Origin of the sequence: Marinobacterium sp. xm-a-127, from assembly GCF_013283425.1 — a bacterium.
Lineage (GTDB): Bacteria > Pseudomonadota > Gammaproteobacteria > Pseudomonadales > Balneatricaceae > Marinobacterium_E.
Map to the genome: position 1 here is coordinate 160,774 of NZ_WBYH01000004.1, position 14,837 is coordinate 175,610.

Annotated in this window: 12 protein-coding genes; 1 reads left to right on the forward strand and 11 read right to left on the reverse strand. The window is 48.2% G+C overall.

Annotated features, from left to right (window positions below; translation table 11 throughout):
- Positions 1-96: 96 nt before the first annotated feature.
- Both aceF and aceE read right to left on the reverse strand, forming a co-directional pair.
- Positions 97-2,055, reverse strand: a complete 1,959-nt coding sequence (gene aceF, locus XMA127_RS08625) for a dihydrolipoyllysine-residue acetyltransferase (protein ID WP_173494845.1) — start codon at positions 2,053-2,055, stop codon at positions 97-99.
- Positions 2,056-2,094: 39 nt separating this feature from the next.
- Positions 2,095-4,752 (reverse strand): pyruvate dehydrogenase (acetyl-transferring), homodimeric type, encoded by a 2,658-nt coding sequence (aceE, locus tag XMA127_RS08630; RefSeq protein ID WP_371731528.1) that lies wholly within the window; start codon positions 4,750-4,752, stop codon positions 2,095-2,097.
- Between the two features lie 337 nt (positions 4,753-5,089).
- On the opposite strand from aceE, the gene XMA127_RS08635 reads away from it, so the two are divergent.
- Positions 5,090-5,989: an AEC family transporter gene (locus XMA127_RS08635; protein ID WP_173483077.1), complete on the forward strand. Its 900-nt coding sequence runs from the start codon at positions 5,090-5,092 to the stop codon at positions 5,987-5,989.
- Positions 5,990-6,032: 43 nt separating this feature from the next.
- On the opposite strand, the gene XMA127_RS08640 is transcribed toward XMA127_RS08635, so the two are convergent.
- The 9 genes from XMA127_RS08640 to hisC all read right to left on the reverse strand — a co-directional run bounded on the left by XMA127_RS08640 (position 6,033) and on the right by hisC (position 14,830).
- Positions 6,033-6,329, reverse strand: a complete 297-nt coding sequence (locus XMA127_RS08640; RefSeq protein WP_173481307.1) for a ComEA family DNA-binding protein — start codon at positions 6,327-6,329, stop codon at positions 6,033-6,035.
- 208 nt (positions 6,330-6,537) lie between these two features.
- Positions 6,538-7,266 carry an orotidine-5'-phosphate decarboxylase gene (gene pyrF, locus XMA127_RS08645; RefSeq protein ID WP_173481308.1) on the reverse strand — a complete coding sequence of 243 codons (729 nt, stop codon included), beginning with the start codon at positions 7,264-7,266 and terminating at the stop codon, positions 6,538-6,540.
- A 1-nt stretch (position 7,267) separates the two neighbouring features.
- The gene (gene lapB, locus XMA127_RS08650; protein ID WP_173499146.1) at positions 7,268-8,452 is read right to left on the reverse strand and encodes a lipopolysaccharide assembly protein LapB; all 1,185 of its coding nucleotides are present in this window, start codon (positions 8,450-8,452) and stop codon (positions 7,268-7,270) included.
- Positions 8,449-8,754: a LapA family protein gene (locus tag XMA127_RS08655; protein ID WP_173488704.1), complete on the reverse strand. Its 306-nt coding sequence runs from the start codon at positions 8,752-8,754 to the stop codon at positions 8,449-8,451. The genes lapB and XMA127_RS08655 overlap by 4 nt, the downstream gene beginning before the upstream one ends.
- Before the next feature lie 2 nt (positions 8,755-8,756).
- Positions 8,757-9,053 carry an integration host factor subunit beta gene (locus XMA127_RS08660; protein WP_173481311.1) on the reverse strand — a complete coding sequence of 99 codons (297 nt, stop codon included), beginning with the start codon at positions 9,051-9,053 and terminating at the stop codon, positions 8,757-8,759.
- Between the two features lie 53 nt (positions 9,054-9,106).
- Positions 9,107-10,789: a 30S ribosomal protein S1 gene (gene rpsA / locus XMA127_RS08665; protein WP_173481312.1), complete on the reverse strand. Its 1,683-nt coding sequence runs from the start codon at positions 10,787-10,789 to the stop codon at positions 9,107-9,109.
- Between the two features lie 25 nt (positions 10,790-10,814).
- The gene (gene cmk, locus XMA127_RS08670) at positions 10,815-11,516 is read right to left on the reverse strand and encodes a (d)CMP kinase (protein ID WP_173481313.1); all 702 of its coding nucleotides are present in this window, start codon (positions 11,514-11,516) and stop codon (positions 10,815-10,817) included.
- Positions 11,517-11,519: 3 nt separating this feature from the next.
- Positions 11,520-13,730: a prephenate dehydrogenase/arogenate dehydrogenase family protein gene (locus XMA127_RS08675; protein WP_173494844.1), complete on the reverse strand. Its 2,211-nt coding sequence runs from the start codon at positions 13,728-13,730 to the stop codon at positions 11,520-11,522.
- Positions 13,730-14,830 (reverse strand): histidinol-phosphate transaminase, encoded by a 1,101-nt coding sequence (gene hisC, locus XMA127_RS08680; RefSeq protein WP_173494843.1) that lies wholly within the window; start codon positions 14,828-14,830, stop codon positions 13,730-13,732. Before hisC ends, XMA127_RS08675 begins: the two co-directional genes overlap by 1 nt.
- Positions 14,831-14,837: the final 7 nt, after the last annotated feature.

The window sequence follows — 14,837 nt, forward strand, 5'->3', positions numbered from 1 at the left end:
CCGAATAACAAAATACATTTTACTTTGTAAAAAATAGAGAGTTTGAAACAAAAAAAACCCTGCAGTGCAGGGCTTTTATAAGTGAGTTCTCTTAACTTACAAAACCAAACGACGAATATCGCTTAGCAATCCGTTAAGATCTGTTAGGAATCGACCCGCATCGCCGCCGTTGATCGCACGGTGGTCATACGACAGGCAGAGTGGCAGCATCAAGCGAGGCTCAAACTCCTTACCATTCCAACGCGGCTTGATATCCGCTTTAGAGACACCCAGGATAGCCACTTCAGGCGCATTCACGATAGGGGTGAAACCTGTACCGCCGATACCACCAAGACTAGAGATTGTGAAACACGCTCCCTGCATCTCATTTGGCTTGAGCTTACGATCCTTCGCTTTACCCGCCAGCTCAATCGCTTCATTAGAGAGCTCGTAAATACTCTTCTTGTCTGCATCCTTGATAACAGGAACCATCAGACCGTTAGGGGTATCAACCGCAATACCAATGTTTACAAACTTCTTGTAGACAATGTGCTCACCATCCGCATCCAGAGAAGCGTTAAACTTCTGATGACGCGTTAGTGCAATCGCAGCCGCTTTGATCAAGAAAGGAAGTGGTGTCAGTTTCACACCCTGCTTAGCCGCTTCATCCTTCATCTCCTTACGGAAGGCTTCAAGTTCGGTAATGTCAGCATCATCAAACTGAGTCACATGAGGGATGTTCAACCAGCAGCGAGACATATTGTCACGGGTGATCTTATCGATCTTGCTTAGCTTAACTTTCTCGATCTCACCAAACTTACTGTGATCTACCGCAGGAATTGCAGGTATACCACTTCCACCAGTCACCGCGGTAGCAGGAGCTGAATCCAACTTCTGTAGCGCACCTTTAACGTAGGCTTGAACATCCTGCTTAACAATACGACCCTTGCGGCCAGAACCCGTTACTTTGGAGAGATCCACACCATACTCACGCGCAATGGCGCGAACGGCAGGACCAGCATGAACTGAGCGATTACGCTTCTCTAGATCCACTAAATCCGTTGTTGATGCAACTGGAGCTGGTTTCTCAGGTGCTGCTGACTGCGCTGGAGCAGGCGCTGAAGCCGCTGGTGCAGGTGCAGGTGCAGAAACAGGAGCTGCTGCAGGAGCAGTGCCTACCACCTCAAGCTCTAATAGAAGATCACCTTCGTTAACTTTATCGCCTTCGCTGATCTTCATCGATTTAATGACACCAGCCGCTGGTGACGGAACTTCCATTGAAGCTTTGTCGGTCTCAAGCGTAATCAGGCTATCGCCTTCAGCGACACTATCACCCTCTTTGACCAACACCTCGATCACATCGACATCCGATGCACCACTTAGATCTGGGATTAATACAGACTCAACGCCGCCTGTCGGTGCCGCTGCAACAGGCGCTGACACTTCAGCAGGTGCCGCAGCAGGTGAAGCTTCAACAGGTGCTGATACTGGCGCAGCTGCACCGGCTACTTCAAGCTCGATCAGTAGATCGCCTTCATTGACCTTGTCACCCTCGGCAATCGTTAGCGCTTTAACGACACCCGATGCTGGAGAGGGAACTTCCATAGAAGCCTTGTCTGTCTCTAGAGTGATTAGGCTATCACCTTCAGACACCGCATCACCGACAGCGACCAACACCTCGATTACATCCACATCAGATGCACCGCTCAGGTCTGGAATTAGAACCTGTTCGATAGTCGACGCAGCCGCCACTGGAGCAGCCGACTCTACAGGCGCAGAGACTGGCTCAATCGATTCTGGCTCAGCAACGGCTGCTTCAGCCGGTGCAGACTCAGAAGAGGCAATCTCAATTTCCATTAACAGATCGCCCTCATTGACTGTGTCGCCTTCTGAAATTGCCATCGACACAATCTTACCTGCTTGCGGTGAAGGCACTTCCATAGAGGCTTTATCGGTCTCTAGTGTAATCAGGCTATCGCCCTCAGCGACCACATCCCCAGCAGCCACAAGTACTTCAATCACATCAACGTCAGTTGCGCCGCTGAGATCTGGAATGTTTACAGTAATAGTACTCACAGTTATCTCCTTACGAATTCTTCAAAGTTCTCAATCGACTTAAACCGTCCAAGGTGCTGGTTTATCCGGGTTGATGTTGAACTTCTGAATCGCGCTAGCGACAACTGAAGCTTCGATTTTGCCCTCTTCCTGAAGTGCTTTAAGCGCTGCTACAGCGACGTAGTAACGGTTAACTTCGAAGAAGCTACGCAGTTTGCTGCGTGTATCTGAACGACCGAAACCATCAGTACCCAGTACTTTGTAGCGACGTGGAATGTACTCACGCAGCTGATCAGCATACATACGCATGTAATCTGTAGAAGCGATAACAGGACCCTCGTGACCTTTCAAAGATTGCTCTAGGAACGACTCACGTGGTTGCTCTTCTGGGTGAAGCATGTTCCAGCGATTCACTTCCATCGCATCGCGAGTCAGTTCGTTGATCGATGTTGTGCTCCAGACATCGGCCTCAACACCAAACTCCTCACGAAGGATGGTGGCACCTTCGCGCACTTCACGAAGGATTGAACCACAACCGAACAGCTGAACACGAAGATCAGCTTTCTTACCCTCTTCAAGCAGGTAGATACCCTTAACAATACCCTCTTCAGCTCCGACAGGCATCTCAGGATGCTGGTAGTTCTCATTAAGGGTAGTGATGTAGTAGAACTTATTCTCTTGCTCTTGATACAAACGACGCATGCCGTCTTGCACAATCACCGCAACTTCATAGCCGTAAGTTGGGTCGTAAGAGATACAGTTTGGAATCATCTGCGCCATCAGGTGTGAATGACCGTCCTGGTGTTGCAAACCTTCACCATTTAACGTCGTACGACCTGAGGTTGCACCAATCAAGAAACCGCGCGCTTGTGAGTCACCCGCCGCCCAAGTTAGATCCATAACACGTTGGAAACCGAACATTGAGTAGAAGATGTAGAACGGAATCAGCGTACAGTTACTATTCGAGTAAGCTGTTGCACAAGCCAGCCATGCAGAGAATGCACCCGACTCGTTGATACCCTCTTCAAGGATCTGACCTGACTTGCTCTCTTTGTAGAACATGATCTGGTCATGGTCATGCGGTACGTACTTCTGACCTTCAGAGGTGTAGATGCCCAACTGACGGAACATACCTTCCATACCAAAGGTACGTGCTTCATCAGGGACGATCGGCACGACTCGCTCACCAAGATTCTTATCTTTAACGATAGAACTTAGCACACGGTTAAATGCCATCTGTGTTGATAGCGAACGTTCGCCACTCGATTTAAGCTGACCTGCGAAGGTGTCCAGAGCAGGCACTTCAAGCTGTTCAAACTCAGTACGACGAATTGGGTAGAAACCACCAAGTTTCTTACGCGCACCCAACATGTACTTCATCTCAGGTGAATCTGGACTTGGGCGGTAGTATGGCAGCTCTTTTAGCTGATCATCTTCAACTGGAATATTAAAGCGATCACGGAAATCTTTAAGATCATCCAGTGCCACTTTCTTCATCGAGTGAGTATCGTTTTTCGCTTCACCCGATTTACCAGTACCGTAACCTTTTACAGTTTGAGCCAAGATAACCGTTGGCTGACCTTTGTGCTCAACCGCAGCCTTGTAGGCAGCGTACACTTTGTATGGGTCATGACCGCCACGGTTAAGGTTCATGATATCGTCATCAGACATATCCTTAACCAGCTCAAGAAGCTCAGGGTATTTACCAAAGAAGTGCTCGCGTGTGTAAGCACCGCCGTTCGCCTTCATGTTCTGAAGTTCGCCGTCGACCACTTCGTCCATACGCTTCTGCAGTAGACCCGTCTTATCGCGCTCAAACAGCGGATCCCAGTGACGACCCCATAGACACTTGATGACGTTCCAACCCGCACCGCGGAAGACACTCTCTAGCTCTTGAACGATCTTACCGTTACCACGAACCGGACCATCCAAACGCTGCAAGTTACAGTTAACAACGAAGATAAGGTTCTCTAACTGCTCGCGACCAGCCAGTGAGATAGCACCCAAGGATTCTGGTTCATCACACTCACCATCACCTAGGAATGCCCAAACTTTACGATCACCACGTTTAACCAAATCACGTGCAGACATGTAACGCATCACGTGTGCCTGGTAAATGGCTTGGATTGGACCTAGACCCATAGAGACGGTTGGGAACTGCCAGAAATCAGGCATCAACCAAGGGTGTGGGTAAGACGATAGACCATTACCATCAACTTCACGACGGAAGTTGTCTAACTGCTCTTCAGTCAGACGGCCTTCAAGGTAAGCACGTGCATAGATGCCTGGTGAGATGTGGCCTTGGAAGAAGACCATATCAGCATCTTGCTCGCCTTCGTTACCACGGAAGAAGTGGTTAAAACCGATATCATAAAGTGTTGCTGAAGATGAAAATGAAGAGATGTGACCGCCAAGTCCCTCATCGTTGTCATTCGCTCGCATCACCATCGCCATCGCGTTCCAGCGGATGAAGGAACGGATGCGGCGCTCCATAAATAGATCACCAGGAAGAGGCGCTTCGTTCTGTGGCGCTATAGTGTTTTTATAGGGTGTGCTCAACTCTGAACAGTTTTCAACACCTAACTCAGCCGCTTTGGCACCCAATTTTCTAAGAAGGTAAGACGCTCGATCGCTGCCTTCATGTTGCGCAACTGACTCTAATGCCTGAAGCCACTCATCCGTTTCAATTGGGTCGATATCTTCAATGATTTCGTTCACAGTACTCTCCCTTTTGCGCCATTTCCGTTGACGCTTGGACCTTGTAAAAAAGGTACCTGGTTGATCGTTTGAAGCGCAGTCAATCTGCGTCTAGCTTTGATTTATGTAAAAACACTACACAGGCACTCGACTTTAGTCCAGAGATATTTCAGATTTTAGCGACAAGTGTAGCACTATTACGACAACACCCTCTTTTTGCTACGGATAATTGAAAGTTTTTACGCATATGCGAAATAAATAACCAATTTAATTCAATAGTAACGTTTTGTTATATGAAAAATTGAGTCTATTTGGAGTATCCTTTGCCATACTTATTTTTTTGATGTCAGGACTCTCAATGACAACCAGCGCCGATCTTTTATTACTGCTTGAGCGGGTCTTCTCAACCGTATTTCCAATCATTGCCATAGTCACTGCTGGCTACCTTTACGCAAGAAAGGCAAATCCCGACTTACAAGTCGCAAACCGCATCAACATGGATATCTTTTTGCCGGCGCTTATATTCAGTGTTATGGCTGGAAAGAGTTTTGATCTGTACGCACACTTAGATCTAGCGTTAGGGTCGATCGTCATGGTGCTAGGTGCAGGAATAGTGATGAAACCGGTTGCGAAGCTTCTGGGCATCTCTTCTAAAACCTTTGTTCCGCCAATGATGTTCAACAACTGTGGCAACCTAGGTCTGCCTCTAGCACTTCTGGCTTTTGGGGATGCCGGCCTTGCCGCTTTTGTGGTGATGTTCTTAGTGAGCAACCTGTTGCACTTCAGTCTGGGCATTCATATTGTTGATGAGAACGCCAAACTCACAGGGCTTTTTAAGAATCCGATTATCTTATCAACCTTTGCTGGATTAGCTTGGGCGCTATTCAAATTGCCATTGCCTACATGGCTGGCTACACCCATCGATATGTTGGGCCAGATATCGATTCCATTGATGCTGTTTGCATTAGGGGTAAGGATGATCAGTGTCGATCTAAGCCAGTGGAAGATCGGTGTCTATGGAGCCATCTTTTCACCATTAAGCAGCCTAGTATTCGCGATACCCTTTGCTTGGATTATGGGTCTCTCTAAAGAGTTCACCGCCTACATTGTGTTATTTAGCGTACTGCCACCGGCGGTTCTGAACTATATGTTTGCTGAGCGCTACAATCAGCAACCTGAGACGGTTGCTTCTATTGTACTGATCGGAAATTTAGCCAGCCTGGCATTCATTCCTCTCACACTCTTCTTCGTACTTTAATCAGGTTTAGGAGGCCCCTCTGGAGCCTCCTAAGCACTATTCGTTATTCACTCATAGGTTTAGCCGGTTCAAGAAGAATGTATTCCACATTTTTCTCAACGGTGGCGACACCTATTCCACGAACTGCTGTGAGCGCTTCAACAGAGTTAAACGGACCATTCGCATCACGGTAAGCAACAATCGCTTCAGCTTTAGATTGGCCAATCCCATCCAAAGCATCCGCCAGCTCAACGGCATCTGCTGAATTAATGTTAACCGGATAACCTGCCATCGCAGTCGATGAAAACAGTGTAAAGAAGAGTGGTGCTAGAACTCGTGTAGAGAGAGATTTGATGTTCATAGTGAACCTCCATGTCTTATTTGAAATGAGAGCAATCCTTACTCTCACTATTCACACTAGACCATGGATCAAAAAACACCAAAAAATATTTATATTTTTTCGCAGTAAGGTGTCTGGCTTCAGCCTGACACCACTTTAACAGCGGTTATCCAGTAATGCGTGTCATTTGAAAGTGGTGTCAGGCTAAAGGCCAGACACCTCAAAATGTTTACCTTGAACCTAAAGCCAAATCTACTTCTGACTGCACCGCAATGGCCGCGGCTTTAGGATCTTCTGCACCGGTTATTGGACGCCCAACCACCAAATAGGTGCTACCTGCAGCGATTGCTTCAGCAGGTGTCATGATGCGACGCTGATCACCGACTACAGAACCCGCTGGGCGAATACCCGGAGTCACAAGCTGGAACTGATCGGAGGCTTGAGCTCTGATTGCAGCCGCCTCTTGTGCTGAACAGACCACGCCATCAAGTCCTGAACTCTCTGTCAATGTGGCTAAGCGCTTAACCTGATCAATGGGATCGATATCCAAACCCATCTCGGCCAGATCGCTGCGCTCCATACTCGTTAGCACGGTCACCGCAATCAAGGAGGTACGTTGCGGCCCCTGGCTACGCTTCTCAACCTCTTCACGAGCCGCTTCCATCATTCGACGGCCGCCACTGGCATGGACATTAACCATCCAGACCCCCAGCTCGGCTGCAACACCACAGGCTTTTGCAACGGTATTGGGGATGTCATGAAACTTAAGATCCAAGAAGACTTCAAAACCGAGAGCGTGCAGACGTTCAACCACATCAGGCCCACAACGAGTAAATAGCTCCTTACCCACTTTGACACGAGAGACCTCAGGATCTAACTGCTTAGCCATCGCAATGGCGCTATCAGCTTCTGGATAATCTAGGGCAACAATAACGCGTTTGTTATCTTCAATGGACACTCTATTCACCTTCTAAACCTTGGATTGGGCGGATACTACCCCATCGCTTACAACTTGGACACTGCCAAACTAAACTGCGTGCTGCATAACCACAATGACCACAGCGGTAGACCGGTTTTGACATCTCGAGCTGCTGCGTCAACGACCGCAAATTCAACAGACTCTCTCGTGCACTGGATGAGCCATGCTCAATATGCATATCAATTAGGCGGTTAAAACCTTTTACTGATGGGCGACTCTTCAACGCCTCAGTGATAAATAGGCCCGCAGCAAAAACCCCTTCCCTATCTCTTTTCAACTCAGCCAAGGCAAGCATCACGCTGGTTGAGGGGTACTGCTTCATTAAGTCATTTAGATACTGGCTCAAACCAAGCTCATCACCTAAAGCGTCAAAACATCGCCTGAGTGGATTGAGTGTTTCTGGTATAAACAGTGGGTCTTGATCGGCAATGCTTTGCAAGGCTCTAATCGCCGAACGCCATTGCGACTTCAACATGAATACTCGAGCTGAGATGAGATTGGCTCGAAAACACTTTGCATCGGTAGACAACGCAAACTCTAACTCTTTAAGTGCAGGGTCTAATTCACCATTAGAGATGTGATTTTGGGCAAGCTCACAGTGATAGTGTGAGAGCTCATTAACAAGCTCTATACGGTTTTTCTTTGGCAAAATATCAGCACTTTGCAGCGCCCGATGCCACTCACCCTCTTGCTCATAGAGACGGATTAGCAGAACGATGGCGCGATATCTTAATTCTGGATAGTCGGTCTGTTTGGCTAGAGGTGCAGCAGCGTCTTCTGCACGATCTAGCAAGCCTAGAGCAAAAAAGTCTCGTGCTAAGGCCAATTTCACACGCTGACGATCATAAACTGAGAGATCTTTACGCTTTAACATGCGCTCATGAATTTGAACGGCACGATCGATATCGCCTTTACGCCTCAGCAGCTTGGCCAACGCAATGTGTGCCGGCAAATTGTCAGAGTTAACCTCAAGGGCATGAATGAACGATTCGATCGCCTCTTCCGTTCGGTTATCAATGAGGTGATCAAGACCTGACAGATAGGCTGGTGGTAGTGCTTGATTGCGACGATCTTTTCTTTTCAGGCGTCGATTACCCAGGTACCAACCTATGGCAACGGCAATCAGTAGAAAGAGAAAAATTAGGTAGGGGGAGTTGGCACTCATTCTGCGCCTCGTTGAACCTCACGATTCAACGTCTCAATCTGTTGCTCAGCATTACGCAACTTACGAGCCGAATTGAGCAATTTAGCACGCAGTGTCAGCACTCGTGCACTGGTCAATAGAATACCGACTAACAGGCCGACAACCATTGAGATGATCAACCAGATCGATAGGCTTGCTTCGGGTAGCTTCACCCAGACCAAATCAATGATGACCGGTGTTGTATTATGAATGGTGAGAACAATGCCCGTTAAAAGAACCAACAGAGCAATCGCTGACGTGATAAGAAGTTTAATCGCTCTCAAACTTAATACTCATCTTTCAAGCTTGCATTCACTTGCTCGCGCAGCTCTTTGCCAGGCTTAAAGTGTGGTACATGCTTGGCCGGCAGAGAAACGGATTCACCCGTTTTTGGGTTGCGACCGACGCGGGGGGCACGATAGTGAAGTGAGAAGCTTCCGAATCCGCGAATCTCAATACGCTCGCCATCGGCTAAGGTATCAGCCATTTGAGTTAACATGATTTTCACTGCCAACTCGACATCTTTCACAGAGAGTTCCGGATGTTTGTCTATTAGGCGTTCGATCAGCTCAGACTTAGTCATACCCACTTCCTATCGATACTGAAAACAGGGTAATAAGCTCACCCTGTTTTCTATCACTCTTTCTTACCCATCTGCTCTTTGATGAGATCACCAATCGTCGTTGCGCCTACATCCATATCTTTTGGAGCAGACTGAACCGCTTTAAGTGCTTCTTGCTGCTCTTTGGCTTCAATCGCTTTAACTGACAAGAAGATAGAACGATTACGACGATCAACATTGATCACAATCGCTTCAACACTATCACCCACAGAGAGCTCTGCAGATAGATCTTCAGTTCGTTCACGGGCAAACTCAGCCACTTTCAAAATAGCGTTTAGACCTTCAGCCACTTCAATTTCAGCTTGACGAGCATCCACTGCTACAACCGTACCGGTAACTTTAGAGCCCTTACCGTTCGCTTCAGCAAAGCTGCTAAATGGATCAGAGGCAAGTGCTTTAATGCTCAGAGAGATACGTTCACGCTCTGCATCCACTTGCTGGATAACCGCTTCAACCGTATCGCCTTTATTGAAACGTTTAACGGCCTCTTCGCCAGACTCATCCCAAGAGATGTCAGACAGGTGAACTAGACCGTCTACACCACCATCTAAGCCGATGAAGATACCGAAGTCAGTGATTGAGCGGACAGTACCAGAAACTTTGTCACCCTTGTTCGTTGACGATGCAAAGGCATTCCAAGGATTTTCGCGGCACTGTTTAATACCTAGAGAGATACGGCGGCGCTGTTGGTCGATATCGAGAATCTGAACTTCAACCTCATCGCCAACCTGAACAACTTTAGATGGGTGGATATTGCGGTTAGTCCAATCCATCTCTGAGACGTGAACTAGACCCTCCACGCCCTCACCGATCTGTGCAAAACAGCCATAGTCAGCAAGCTTAGTCACCTTAGCAGTAACGCGCTGACCCACAGCATAGTTTTCGATAGCCGTAGTCCAAGGATCTGCAGCCAACTGCTTCATACCTAGGGATACGCGCTTACGCTCTTGATCGTAGCGAAGAACCTTAACGTCGATCTCATCACCAACATTAAGCATTTCACTTGGGTGTTTGATACGTTTCCAAGAGATATCGGTAATGTGAAGAAGACCATCGATACCGCCAAGGTCAATGAACGCGCCGTAATCAGTAAGGTTCTTAACAATACCTTTAAGCGTTGCGCCCTCTTCCATCTGCTCAAGCAGCTTCTCGCGCTCTTCGCTGTTGGCCTCTTCTAGAATCGCACGGCGTGACACAACAATGTTGTTGCTCTTCTCATCGAGTTTAACAATTTTAAGCTCTAGATCTTGATCATCAAGATGGCTGGTATCGCGCAGTGGGCGAGTATCTACCAAAGAACCCGGTAGGAAGGCGTTGATGCCGTTAACCATAACCGTTAGGCCGCCACGGACACGACCACTGATGCGACCAGTAACCGTCTCGCCAGCTTCATACGCTTTTGCAAGAACAGCCCATGCTTCTGCACGCTTGGCACGTTCACGCGAAAGTTTGGTTTCACCGAAGCCATCTTCTAGGGATTCAAGCGCCACTTGCACTTCATCACCAACAGCGACTTCAAGCTCACCTGCACCGTTTTTAAACTGATCGATGGGAATAACCCCATCTGACTTAAGACCCGCTGTTACAACAACAAAGTCATTTTCAATACCTACTACGGTTCCAGTAATGATGGAACCTGGTGTCATATTGACCTGTTCAAGACTCTCTTCAAACAGATCTGCAAAGCTTTCGCTCATGGTCTAAGCCTCAGTTTACGGAGTGCTAACGCAACCCTTTGTGGCGTGCTTGTTCTAGCACAGTTTTCATAACTTCATCGATAGACATAGATGTACTATCGAGAATCACGGCATCATCGGCTGGGCGAAGTGGCGCAACCGAACGGTTCATGTCACGATCATCTCGCGCACGAATATCTTCTAATATAGTTTCAAGGCTAGCACTCAGCCCCTTATCTATCAACTGCTTATAACGACGATCCGCGCGAACCTCTGCGGAGGCATCCAAGTAGATCTTCAACGGTGCCTGAGGAAATACAACGGTTCCCATATCACGTCCATCGGCCACCAAGCCGGGGGATTGAGCAAAATCGCGTTGACGTTTCAACAGTGCAGAGCGCACTTCAGTAATAGCGGCCACTTTAGAGGCATCGTTACCTATCTGCTCCGCACGAATAGCATGAGTGACCTCTTCACCTTCAAGTAAAATAGTCACCTCATCGCCCTGTTCAGAGGCAACAAAGCGCACATCGAGATGCTCAGCCAACACCTGCAGTGCCTCTACATCACTAAGATCAACACCATGATGGTTCGCAGCCAAAGCCGTCAGGCGATACAAAGCCCCGCTATCCAACAAGCTCCAACCAAGCTCCTGCGACAGCAATCGACAGATCGTACCTTTACCTGAACCACTTGGCCCATCAACGGTAATGATAGGGCATGAATTTTCATTATTGAGTGGATCCATCCACTACTCCTCAATCAATTTAATACCGACCCTTCGCGCCTGATCAATCAGTTCAGGAAAGGCGGTACTGATTGCTCGACATCCGTTAATTCGGATGGAACGATCAAAACGTAAACTTAACATCAGTAGAGCGAGTGCAAGTGCTGGGTGCTCTGCAGCTTCCAACTCACAGGGACGCCAATCTGAAACCGGCGAAATAGTGACATCAGTATGTGACATACTGATGTCGGCACCCGCTTTACTTAACTCATCCACTGTCGTCTTGAATAGGGCTCTCTGTCGTTCTGGAATTCGATCGATACCTAATATAGTCGAATCACTCTGAGCAGACGCCATCGCTAACAGCAGTAGAGGGAGATCATCCCCAACCGAGGCCAACTCAGATGAGAGGCACTCGATACCTGATAACAACGAGGCTTTTACCTCTAAATCAGCGACCGGCTCACCGCCCGCATGACGATTGTTATTCAGCGCAATGTGCGCACCCATGCGTTCAAGTAGACGCAAAGAGTGAAGTCGAGTGGGATTCGCACTGACATTTTCAATAACCAGACTCGACTCTTGTTGTAAAAGAGCACCCACCGCGAAGGCGAAGGCGAAACTCAGATCCGCTGGTACCTGAACCGAACAGGCTTTTAGCGAAACGCCCGACTCGATAAACAGTCGACGCCCCTCTCTCACCAATTGAACACCAAAGGCATCTAGGAGACGTTCAGTGTGATCACGCGTCGTATTCGGCTCATAAACCTCTAATTCAACACCCGCACTGATGGCCGCCAACAATAATGCACCTTTAATCTGAGCACTGGCATGACTTGGCGCATAAGTAATCGATTTAAAGCGCTGACCACCCTTAATAGTGATTGGCAGCGAGCCTGTATTACTGTCGATGGAGGCACCCATCTGTGTCAGTGGATCGATAATCTCTTGCAGCGAGATCTTGGATAACTGCTCACTGCCCGTTAACCTCACATCGAAGTCTTGAGCAGAGAGTAGACCTAACAACATTCTTAACGAGGTCATTGAGCTACCAAAATAGAGAGGCGCTGACGGCGCTTGCAGTCCATTTAGACCCACACCAAACACTCTTACTCTACCTTGGTGTGGACCTTCGATAACCACGCCCAAATCACGGAAGATCTGAATCGTTGCTAGAGTATCTTCACTCTCAATTAACCCCTCGATCTCGGAGACACCCTCGGCAATCGCTGCCAACATAATGGCGCGTTGCGAGATTGAACGATCGCCGGGCACTCGTAACTCACCGCTCAACTTAGCCGTGGGAGATGAGACCAGCGTATCAATGGCATCACCTCTGAGCTCAGCATAGCCAGCACGCTCTAATACCAAAGAGAAATGTTCACGGGAGGCTTTAGCACGGGTAAAAATGCCCAATAAGCGTAGACTGTCACCCTGATCAACAGCAGCTCTTAGATCTTGCACACCCGTCATAAAGCGATCTATCTGCTCTAGCAACTGCTCACGGTTGGCGAAACAGACGTCATGCCACATGGTCGGATCACTGGCTGCAATTCGGGTAAAGTCTCTAAAGCCACCGGCCGCATAACGAAAGATATCGGTACTCTCAGCTTCTGCTGCTAAGGTATCTGCGAGTGAAAAAGCTAAGAGATGAGGTAAATGGCTGGTCGCCGCTAAGACCTGATCATGACGCTTAGGCTCCATTTGAACCACTTCAGCACCAATTGCCTGCCAGACTCGAGCTAGAGTTAGCGTCGCTTCGCTAGAGGCCCCCTCAGGAGGCGTCAGAATCACTTTTTTATGATTGAAGAGATCCGTTTGCGATGCCGATACACCACTTTTCTCTGCGCCCGCTATCGGGTGGCCAGGTATAAATCCTGTTGGCAGACCCTCAGGCCAAATAGCTTTAGCCGCTTCAAGAATGTTCAGCTTTGTACTGCCAACGTCGGTTAAGATCGCCTCAGGCTTCAGCCAAGGAGCGATCTGCAGCATCACCTTCTCTATCGCTTTGACCGGAACAGCCAATAGAATGAGATCAGACTGTTTTACCGCTGTTTCAAGATCCGTTGCGATGCTATCAACCACATTGAGAGCCAACGCTAGGTCGCACTCCTCTTGATTGAGATCGAAACCGATCACATGCTGAACGCTAACCAACTCTTTTGCAGCACGCGCAAAAGAGCCGCCGATCAGACCCAGTCCAATGACTAATAGGCGTTCAGCTTTAAACGACATTAAGCAAGCGCCTCAGCTAGGGCTTTCAAGAAGCGAGCGTTTTCATGCTCAAGACCGATACTAACCCGAAGATGATTAGGCAGTCCGTAATTGCCAACTGGGCGCGTAATGACACCCTTCAATAACATGGATTGGTAGATCGGCATGGCAGGCTGCTGCAAATCGATCAAGACAAAGTTGCCCTGACTAGGAACATAGCTGACACCCAATTCATTGAGCCCTTCGGATATCTGTTTAAGGCCCTGCTGATTTACCTCTTGGCTTCTCTTCAGGTATTCAGAATCCGAAAGAACCGCTTGAGCTGCTGCCAATGCCGCAATACTGACATTAAATGGCTGACGAACACGGTTTAACAGATCGGTAACGGCGACTGAAGCATAAGCAAAACCACAACGAAGCCCTGCTAAGCCCCAGGCTTTGGAAAAAGTTCGAGTTACGATTAAATTATCGAACTCATCAGCTAGCAACAGTCCGTTCGGCATACGTTCGGCCGTTAAATATTCGGTGTAAGCCTCATCCAAAACCACTATAACCTGCTCAGGCACACGAGCCATGAACGCGCGAAACTCGTCTTCAGAGAAGACCGTGCCGGTTGGGTTATTGGGATTGGCTAAGAAGATAAGACGCGTCTTGTCAGTAATGGCATTAGCCATAGCGTCTAGATCGTGCCCATACTTTTTGGCTGGGGTAACCACGGAAACGGCACAACAGGCCTGTGTCACCAGCGGATAGACAATAAAAGCGTACTCCGAGTAGATCACTTCATCGTCAGGGCGAACAAATACTCTTGCGATCAACTCGAGTAGATCATTGGATCCATTACCCAGGGTTAAACGATCCTCTGCTAGCCCATAATGAGCCTTCAAGGTGCGTTTTAGCTCTGTTCCCGACGCATCAGGGTAGAGCGTTGCATCTTGTAGACTATCAATAGCTGCTTTAAGTGCGATAGAGCTTGGGCCCAAAGGGTTTTCATTACTGGCCAGTTTGATCGACTCAGTAATCCCCAGCTCACGCTCAAGCTCTTCGATGGGCTTCCCTGGTTGGTAAGGTGTTAACTGTTGAACACCCGATACTGCTAAAGTTTTTTGATCTACAGACACGATTTTA

Bases quoted from the DNA above. Each gene is read 5' to 3' on its own strand.
- XMA127_RS08640 (WP_173481307.1), bottom strand. From the start codon at position 6,329: ATGAACATCAAATCTCTCTCTACACGAGTTCTAGCACCACTCTTCTTT.
- lapB (WP_173499146.1), bottom strand. From the start codon at position 8,452: ATGAGTGCCAACTCCCCCTACCTAATTTTTCTCTTTCTACTGATTGCC.
- rpsA (WP_173481312.1), bottom strand. From the start codon at position 10,789: ATGAGCGAAAGCTTTGCAGATCTGTTTGAAGAGAGTCTTGAACAGGTC.
- XMA127_RS08660 (WP_173481311.1), bottom strand. From the start codon at position 9,053: ATGACTAAGTCTGAGCTGATCGAACGCCTAATAGACAAACATCCGGAA.
- cmk (WP_173481313.1), bottom strand. From the start codon at position 11,516: ATGGATCCACTCAATAATGAAAATTCATGCCCTATCATTACCGTTGAT.
- XMA127_RS08675 (WP_173494844.1), bottom strand. From the start codon at position 13,730: ATGTCGTTTAAAGCTGAACGCCTATTAGTCATTGGACTGGGTCTGATC.
- XMA127_RS08635 (WP_173483077.1), top strand. From the start codon at position 5,090: ATGACAACCAGCGCCGATCTTTTATTACTGCTTGAGCGGGTCTTCTCA.